Below are 8,166 nucleotides of genomic sequence, written 5' to 3' on the forward strand. Positions count from 1 at the left end.
GACACGTGCGAGCCCTGTTAGCCTCCGCTGGTCGTGTCACGTAACGCGACATGTGCACAAGATATGCACAAGATCGGAATGAAGTTCGACGGGGGTGGGCCGATGGCCACGGAAGAGACGGAAACCGTTCAGGCCGGGACGGTTGAGGCGGGAACGGTTGAGGCGGGAACGGTCGAGACGGGAACGGTCGAGGTGGGGACGGTCGAGGCGACGACGGTCACCTATCCGATCGCGCCCGGCTACCAGGTGAACGTCCGCAGCGGACCCAGCACGACCAGCAAGCTGATCAAGGTGCTGCCCTACAACACCCGCGTCCCGATCCGCTGCCAGCGCCGCGGGCAGAAGGTCACGGGCCCGTACGGCACCTCGGACATCTGGGACAGCATCGCGCCGGGGCAGTACGTCTCCGACGCGTATGTGAAGACCGGCAGCGACGGCTTCGTCACCATCGTCTGCGGCTGACACCTTCCGGCCACGCCGCCCGGACCGGGGTCGGAGCTGTCAGGGCCGCGCGGTCGTGGACGCGGTGGGCGCCGCGGACTTCGTCGCCTTGGCGGAGTCCGCGGGCTTGGCCTCCGGGTGGCGCGGGTCGACCGAGAAGAGCGTTCCGTCGCTCGACACCGCCACGATCGCGCCGCCCACCCGGAGCAGCTGCGGCAGAACGGGGCTGATGCCCGACCCGCTGTACTCGCTGCGCGGCGCGGACTGCCACAGCTCCTCGCCCGTCCGCAGGTGCAGCGCCAACAGCCGCCCGCTGCCGCTGCACAGATACACGGTGTCCTCGGCGGCCGAGACCATCGGCCTGCCCAGCCGCTCCACCGTCGTCTGCCGGCTCCACAGCTGCTTGCCGCTGTCGGCGTCCACCGCCGTGACCCGGCCGCTTTCCTGGACGAAGAAGAGCCGGCCGTCGACCAGCGCGCCCGTGCCCTGCGCGGCGTCCGGGAGCGGGACCCGCCGCTGCTTCCCGGTGCGGGTGTCCAGCCGGAGGAGATAGGGGTACCGGTCGCCGTCGGCGTTGGACACCAACGGGAGGATCAGCAGGTCGTCACCGTCGACCCCCAGACCGTCCTGGGTGTCCTTCAGCCGGGCCAGCTCGGTGGCGGAGCCGTCGCGCTTGTCCAGCCGCACGAGGGTGGACCACAGGACCTCCTCCTCGTTGTCCTCCCAGCACAGGCCGTACGGCGCGTTCCCGTACACGATGGCTCCGCACTGCTGCCCCTGGGGCACCTGGTACGCCCACCGGGTCTCGCCGGTCGCCGCGTCCCGGGCGATCAGGGACCGGTCGTCGGAGGCGCTGGACAGGATCAGGCTGCCGAAGAGAGCCGAGTCGCTGCCGGAACTGACCTCCCGCGCCCACTTCTTGTCGCCGGACTCCGCGTCCAGGGCGAGCAGCCGGAGCGTCGTGTCCGACGGGCTGTCGTGGACGAAGACCAGCCCGCCGCGCATCCCGATCGGCTCCGAGCCGGTCCCGGAGAGGCTGCTGTTGGCCAGTGCGTCGGTGGTCCAGTCGACGCGCCCCGTGAGCGCGTCCACGCGGGTCGTCGGGAAACCGGTGCCGCCGCAGTAGAGCTGGGTGTCCTGCCGTACGCAGCCGGCGCCGACGTCGCCGCCGAAGTCCGCGAGTTCGCCCGCCGCCCGCCCGGAGTTCGCGGCCTCGGGGAGGGGCAGCTGCCACGGCCGCCAGCCCTGGGGGAGCGGGACCGCCCGAGGAGTATCGGCCGGATGGCCGCTCGTACGCACCCCGTCGCCACCGTCGTCGCCGGGCGCGTACAGCGCGAAGGCGCCGCCGCCCAGGGCCAGCGCCCCGGCGGCGAGCACGGCGGCGAGCACGGGGCGGCGGCGCCGGACGCCGCTCCACGTCGGCCAGGTGCCGTGATCCTGCCTCGCCTTCCCCTCTCCTTTCCCCTTCCCCTTCTTCTTCCCTTCCCCGTCGGCGCTCCCGTTCTTCTTCGCGGACCCGCCGCCCGCGGTGCGCACGTCCCCCTTGCTCGGCAGCTCGTCCAGCATCCGCAGCAGCTCGCCGATCCCGGGCCGGTCGTCGGGGGACTTGGCCAGGCAGCGCTCGACGATGCCGTGCAGCGGCGGTGCGACCTCGTCCAGCGCGGGCGGCTCGTGCACCACCTGATACGCCGTCAGGTATGGGCTCTCGCCGTCGAAGGGCCCCTTGCCGGTCGCCGCGTACACCAGCAGCGTGCCGAGCGAGAAGACGTCCGAGGCCCCGGTCACCTCACGGGGCCTGCTCAGTTGCTCGGGCGACATGAAGGGAGGCGTCCCCATGACCCGTCCGGTCACCGTCAGCACCTGGTTGTCCGCCGCCCGGGAGATCCCGAAGTCGATGACGCGCGGACCGTCCTCCGCCATCAGCACATTGGCGGGCTTGAGGTCGCGGTGGACGACCCCCACCCGATGGATGTCGTGCAGCGCCTCGGCCAGGCCCAGCGCCAGCTGCCGCAGCTCCGCGGCGTTCAGCGGGCCGTGTTCGGCCAGCCGCTCGGACAGCGTCGACCCCGGTACGTACAGGGTCGCCATCCAGGGGCGCTCGGCGTCGGGGTCGGCATCCACGACGGGCGCGGTGAACGCGCCGCTCACCCGCCGTGCCGCCGCGACCTCCTGGCGGAAGCGGGTGCGGAACTCCTCGTCCTCGGCGAACTGCGCGTGCACCACCTTGACCGCGACCTGCCGACCCGAGGCCGAATGCGCCAGATAGACGACGCCCATGCCGCCGGAACCGAGCCGGTCCAGCAGCCGGTAGTCGCCTATGGTCCTCGGATCACCGGCGCTCAGCGGCAACGCGCACCCCTCCCCGTGTGCCCGTCGGCACGTGCCATGACGTACGTATGAAGCTGCCTCAGCCTAAAGGGCGGTCAGTACGGGCGGCAGGGCGCTCTGCCCCGGGCCGTCGGGCCTCCGGGCCGTCGGGCCGTCGGGGAAAACCCTGAGCCACCCCTGACGCACCCCCATCCGCCCCCGAGGTCTGCCGGTTTCCTTTGACGCGCGTCCACGGCGCTGCCAGCGTGATGGGTATCGAGCGTGGGCGAAACCTCTCAAGGAGACTTCCGAATGAACGGCGAAGCCGCAGGAGTGGTCGGCGCTGGGGGCGTCTTCGTGCTCCTCATCGTGGTCGTCTGGCAGATCGCGGCGACGTGGCGGGCCCGGATGCTGAGCGCGCGCGAGGAGCAGTACAAGGAGCTGGCGACGAAGTACGCGAAGCTCATGGAGGACAACCTGGAGCTGCACCGCCGCACCCTCGACGAGCTGACCCAGGCCCGGCTGTCCATCGAGACGCTGGAGAAGCGGAAGCAAGCGATCGAGTGACACCGGGCGCCTGCCGTCCCTGAGGGCCACATGGTGCGGGCCCCCGGCGCACAGAGCGCCGGGGGCCCGCACCGACCGTGTCGGCCTGTCCTGTCCTATGCCAGGGCTCGCTCGTCGGCGGCGTCCTCGGCGTCGGCCGAATCCGACGCACCGGAGTTGCCGGACCCGCTCTCGGTGCCGCGGCTGACCACCGCGTTGTGCCGCTCGGCCCAGGTGGCCAGCGCCATCTCGCACGCGTGGTCCACATGCCGCAGCCCGCTCAGATCCAGCCGCACCTCGCGCTCGCGGGGCAGCGCCTCCAGCTCGTCGAGCAGCTTGGGCAGCCGCAGGAAGGTGGCGTTGCCCAGCACCTGTACGCGTACGGGGTGGTCCTCCGACGCGCCCTTCAGCCCGGCCACCTCGACATGCACATGCGAGGTCTCCCAGGCGGACTTGGCGATCGCCATCAGCAGGCCGATGATCACGCCCTCGAACATATTGGTGACCACGATCGCGGTCGCGGTCACCACCAGCACCACGGCCTCGCCCCGGTGCGTACGCCACAGCGGTCCCAGGTCCTTGACCGGGATCAGCTTCCAGCCCGCGTGCACCAGCACACCCGCCAGCGCCGCGACCGGGATGACGCCGAGCGCCGAGGGGAACAGCACCGCGAAGACCAGCAGCCACACGCCGTGCAGCACCCGCGAGGCCTTCGTCCTGGCGCCCGCCTGCACATTGGCGGCGCTCCGGACGATCACCGCGGTCATCGGCAGGGCACCCAGCGCGCCGCACACCGCGTTGCCCGCGCCCTGCGCCATGAGCTCCTTGTCGTAGTCGGTCCGCGGGCCGTCGTGCAGCCGGTCCACGGCCGCCGCGGAGAACAGGCTCTCGGCCGACGCGATCAGCGTGAAGGCGAGCACGGTCCCGAGCACGCCGATCTCCGCGAGCTGCGCGAACTCACCGCCGCCGGGCGGCTGCACGGCGTCCAGCAGACCCTTCACCTCGACCCGCGCGACCGGCAGGTCCATCCCCACCGTGGCGACCGTGGCGAGCGCGACCGCCGCCAGCGGAGCGGGCAGCACCCGCGCGCCCCGCTTCCAGCGCGGCCAGAACACCAGCACCGCGATCGTGCCCGCGCCGATGGCCACCGCCTTGAGCGCCGCGCTCGACCCGGCCACGTCGACGACGAGACCGGGCAGCCCGCCCAGCTTGCCCAGGCCGCTGCTCGGCGCCTTGGCGTCGGCGAGCGCGTACAGCTGTCCGGCGATCAGTACGAGGCCGATGCCCGCGAGCATGCCCTGGACGACCGCGACGGAGATCGCACGGAACCAGCGGCCCAGACGCAGCGCGCCCATCGCCAGCTGGAGCAGCCCGGAGGCGAGGACCAGGACGCCGAGCGCCGCGAGGCCGTATTCCTGCACCGCCTCGTAGACGAGCACCGTCAGACCGGCCGCCGGTCCGCTGACCTGAAGGCTGCTGCCGGGCAGAAGCCCGGTGATCAGGCCGCCGACGATGCCGGTGATCAGGCCGAGCTCGGCCGGGACACCCGAGGCGACCGCCACGCCCACGCACAAGGGCACGGCGACCAGGAAGACGACGAGAGACGCGGTGAAGTCGGCGCGGAAGGTCCCGGCACCGGCGGACGAGCCGTCGGTGCCTCCCGCCCCGCGGAAACGGTTGAGAAGAGTCTTGTGAAATGGCATGAGGGTTGCCTCCAGTGCGCCCCGGCGCCGGCATATGGGCAGGCGCGGGCGCGGCATAGCGCTGCGTCAGTTGGGATCGATGGAATCGGTCGCTAGCTGATGAGTTCGCCGGCTGAATGAGCTGAGAGAGCGTGGTCGGCCGCCACTGCGGGCGGTGCGCTTCTCAGCAGCGGAAGATCTGGAGGGAGACCGGCAGCTCGCCTGATCTCGACACGGGGACGGCTTGCCGTCCCGTGAGAGGCGCGACGGCCGTGGAGCGCGGCTCCAGGCGGCCGGCGTCGCAACCGCACACACATCCGGATTTGCCGGTGGTGGTGGGCGCGGTCAGTGGTGCCCGTGCGCCACGGAGCCCCTTGCAGTCGTCGGCCCCGGCGTCGCGATGTGCGAACGGGGTGACCTTGACGGCCGGACGGGACTCGGCCACGGGAGCGGCGGCCATCCTCTGCGGGTGGGTGACCTGCGCAGATGCGCAATCGGCGGCGATGAAGAGGGCGAGCAGTACAGACACCGCGGCGAACAGCACACGGCCGGCATGCCCGATGGTCCTCACCATCGCCCCCCCTCTGGTCACGAGTTGGACACCGAACTCCATTATGTCCAAAGGATCGTGACCATTTGCAAGTCGCTATGTAACCGATCTGTGAACGCGGAGTCATCTAACGGGAGCGGTCAGCTCCGATTACCCCGGCGGACGCCCGCGCGGAGGCGACCCCCCGACGCGCCGGGCTCCCCGTACCGCCACCTGGACACTCCACACACCTACCCCGCCCCGGTGCGAGGATGGCCCCGTACGTCCCCGTCCCTTCACACAGCTCTGCACAACAGCTCCACACAGCAACTCGCGAGGTGAGCCGCACCATGACGGAGAAGGTCGCCGTGCTCGGCACGGGAAAGATCGGCGAGGCCCTGCTCAGCGGAATGATCCGCAGCGGCTGGTCCCCGTCCGACCTGCTGGTCACGGCCCGCCGCGCGGAGCGCGCCGAAGAGCTGCGGACCCGCTACGGCGTCGAGGTCGTCTCCAACGCCGAGGCCGCCAAGATCGCCGACACCCTCATCCTCACCGTCAAGCCGCAGGACATGGGCGCCCTGCTCGACGAGCTCGCCCCGCACGTCCCCGTCGACCGGCTGGTGATCTCCGGCGCGGCCGGCATCCCGACCGCGTTCTTCGAGGCACGCCTGGCCGCCGGCACCCCGGTCATCCGGGTCATGACCAACACCCCCGCCCTGGTCGACGAGGCCATGTCGGTCATCTCGCCCGGCAGCCACGCCACCGAGGAACACCTCGCACACGCGGAGGCGATCTTCGGCGGCGTCGGCAAGACCCTGCGCGTCCCCGAGACCCAGCAGGACGCCGCGACCGCCCTCTCCGGCTCCGGCCCCGCCTACTTCTACTTCCTCGTCGAGGCGATGACCGACGCCGGCATCCTGCTGGGCCTGCCCCGCGACAAGGCCCACGACCTGATCGTCCAGGCGGCGATCGGCGCGGCCGTGATGCTGCGCGACAGCGGAGAGCACCCGGTCAAGCTGCGCGAGGCGGTGACCTCGCCGGCGGGCACCACCATCAGCGCCATCCGCGAGCTGGAGAGCCACGGCGTGCGCGCCGCGCTGATCGCCGCACTGGAGGCGGCCCGCGACCGCAGCCGCGAGCTCGCCTCCGGCACCGGCTGAGAACAGCTGAGAACAGCCGAGGGGTCCGGATCGGCGGGGTGGGAGGGGCTCAGCCGGCCGACGGCAGCAGCCCCACCGCCTCGTACGCGGCGTCCACCCGCGGCCGCGCCAGCCCGCGCGCCCGCTCAGCCCCCGCCCGCAGCACCCCGTCCACATACGACGGGTCGGCGCACAGCTCCGCATGGCGGGCCCGGATCGGCCGCAGCAGCTCCACCACCGCCTCGGCCGTGTCCTTCTTCAGCGCCCCGTACGACGAGTACTCACCGGCCAGCTCCTCCGGCGCCTTGCCATCCGTGCCATCTGCGCCATCCATACAGGCGGCGAGAATCTCCAGCAGATTGGCCACCCCGGGCTGGACCTCCCGGTCGTACACGACCTCGCTCCCGCTGTCCGTCACCGCCCGCATCACCTTCCTGCGGACCGTGTCCTCCTCATCGAGGAGATAGACGATGCCCGCCGTCTCGGCGTGCGACTTGCCCATCTTCGAGGTCGGGTCCTGTAGATCCATGACCCGGGCGGCCACCGGCGGACGCGTCATCCGGGGCACGGTGAAGACCGCCCCGTATCGCTGATTGAACCGCTGCGCCAGCACCCGGGCCAGCTCCACATGCTGCGCCTGGTCGTCCCCGACCGGCACCTCGTCCGTGCCGTACGCGAGGATGTCGGCGGCCATCAGCGCCGGGTAGGTGAGCAGCGACAGCCGTACGCTGCCGCCGCCCGCCCGCTCCCGCGCGGTCTTCTCCTTGTACTGGATCATCCGCCGCATCTCGCCGTCCGTGGCCGTGCACTCCATCAGGTACGACAGCCGAGCGTGCTCGTCCACATGGCTCTGCACGAACAGCGTGCACCGGTCCGGGTCCAGCCCGGAGGCCAGCATCAGCGTGGCCGCCTGTCGGCTGAGTCTCCGCAGCCGGGCCGGATCGTGCTCCACGGTGAGAGCGTGCAGATCGACGACGGAGAAGAGTGCGTCGGCGCCGTGCTGGTCCTCCTGGACCCACCGCCGCACGGCTCCGAGGTAGTTCCCGAGCGTCAGATGGCCGGTGGGTTTGACCCCACTGAAGATCCGCGTGCGCGTGCGTGCTTGTGCCTGTGCCTGTGCGATCGCCATGTCTGTGCCGCTTCCCGTCATGGTCGGGACCGCCGCGGACCGGTGGGCCGGCTTGTGTGCGGGACGAGACACACGAACGGCCGCCGGAGCGGCGGCCGTGTGGATGCGATGCGCGCTGAGTGGGCCGCCGGTCAGACGGGCCACCACTGCTTACTGCGCGCACGCGTAGTCATGGCTCCGGACCGTACTCCCTCGGGGCCCGAATGACCACGGGGCCGCGTGGTTGATCGTCATCAGAGCGTCGTGTACAGTCCTTCGAGTTGTCACGGAGCCGTAGCGGTTCTTCGACAGCCACTCACGCCGCACCGGCGGCAAACCACTACTGCACGGCCCCTCATCGGGATGGATTTCGGCGTGCCCGGAATTCTGTCCCCGGAGCTCGATTATGAGCCC

General features: G+C 71.3%; 7 protein-coding genes. 3 read left to right on the forward strand and 4 right to left on the reverse strand.

What is annotated here, in order from left to right; all coding sequences use genetic code 11:
- The first annotated feature begins 102 nt into the window (after positions 1 to 102).
- The gene (locus ABTY62_RS46560; protein WP_352135469.1) at positions 103 to 462 is read left to right on the forward strand and encodes an SH3 domain-containing protein; all 360 of its coding nucleotides are present in this window, start codon (positions 103 to 105) and stop codon (positions 460 to 462) included.
- A gap of 39 nt (positions 463 to 501) precedes the next feature.
- Here the strand turns inward: ABTY62_RS46560 and ABTY62_RS46565 are convergent, their stop codons facing one another.
- Positions 502 to 2,790 (reverse strand): serine/threonine-protein kinase, encoded by a 2,289-nt coding sequence (locus ABTY62_RS46565; protein WP_352135470.1) that lies wholly within the window; start codon positions 2,788 to 2,790, stop codon positions 502 to 504.
- 270 nt (positions 2,791 to 3,060) lie between these two features.
- On the opposite strand from ABTY62_RS46565, the gene ABTY62_RS46570 reads away from it, so the two are divergent.
- Complete coding sequence (locus tag ABTY62_RS46570) at positions 3,061 to 3,315, forward strand: hypothetical protein (RefSeq protein WP_311727213.1); 255 nt, start codon at positions 3,061 to 3,063, stop codon at positions 3,313 to 3,315.
- 95 nt (positions 3,316 to 3,410) lie between these two features.
- Here the strand turns inward: ABTY62_RS46570 and ABTY62_RS46575 are convergent, their stop codons facing one another.
- Together ABTY62_RS46575 and ABTY62_RS46580 are read right to left on the reverse strand one after the other, a co-directional pair.
- Positions 3,411 to 4,997 (reverse strand): SulP family inorganic anion transporter, encoded by a 1,587-nt coding sequence (locus tag ABTY62_RS46575; RefSeq protein ID WP_352135471.1) that lies wholly within the window; start codon positions 4,995 to 4,997, stop codon positions 3,411 to 3,413.
- Positions 4,998 to 5,160: 163 nt separating this feature from the next.
- Entirely contained in the window at positions 5,161 to 5,550 is a 390-nt protein-coding gene (locus ABTY62_RS46580) for a hypothetical protein (protein ID WP_352135472.1), read from the reverse strand.
- 305 nt (positions 5,551 to 5,855) lie between these two features.
- Here ABTY62_RS46580 and proC point away from each other — a divergent pair, with 305 nt between their 5' ends.
- Complete coding sequence (gene proC / locus ABTY62_RS46585; RefSeq protein ID WP_352135473.1) at positions 5,856 to 6,665, forward strand: pyrroline-5-carboxylate reductase; 810 nt, start codon at positions 5,856 to 5,858, stop codon at positions 6,663 to 6,665.
- Between the two features lie 49 nt (positions 6,666 to 6,714).
- Here the strand turns inward: proC and trpS are convergent, their stop codons facing one another.
- Complete coding sequence (trpS, locus tag ABTY62_RS46590; protein WP_352135474.1) at positions 6,715 to 7,773, reverse strand: tryptophan--tRNA ligase; 1,059 nt, start codon at positions 7,771 to 7,773, stop codon at positions 6,715 to 6,717.
- Between the last annotated feature and the right edge of the window lie 393 nt (positions 7,774 to 8,166).

It is taken from the genome of Streptomyces sp. NPDC097640 (assembly GCF_040302705.1).
Classification (GTDB): domain Bacteria; phylum Actinomycetota; class Actinomycetes; order Streptomycetales; family Streptomycetaceae; genus Streptomyces.

Excerpts from the sequence above, each read along its gene's own strand:
- ABTY62_RS46580 (WP_352135472.1), bottom strand. The coding sequence starts at position 5,550 with ATGGTGAGGACCATCGGGCATGCCGGCCGTGTGCTGTTCGCCGCGGTG.
- ABTY62_RS46575 (WP_352135471.1), bottom strand. The coding sequence starts at position 4,997 with ATGCCATTTCACAAGACTCTTCTCAACCGTTTCCGCGGGGCGGGAGGC.
- ABTY62_RS46570 (WP_311727213.1), top strand. The coding sequence starts at position 3,061 with ATGAACGGCGAAGCCGCAGGAGTGGTCGGCGCTGGGGGCGTCTTCGTG.
- proC (WP_352135473.1), top strand. The coding sequence starts at position 5,856 with ATGACGGAGAAGGTCGCCGTGCTCGGCACGGGAAAGATCGGCGAGGCC.
- trpS (WP_352135474.1), bottom strand. The coding sequence starts at position 7,773 with ATGGCGATCGCACAGGCACAGGCACAAGCACGCACGCGCACGCGGATC.
- ABTY62_RS46560 (WP_352135469.1), top strand. The coding sequence starts at position 103 with ATGGCCACGGAAGAGACGGAAACCGTTCAGGCCGGGACGGTTGAGGCG.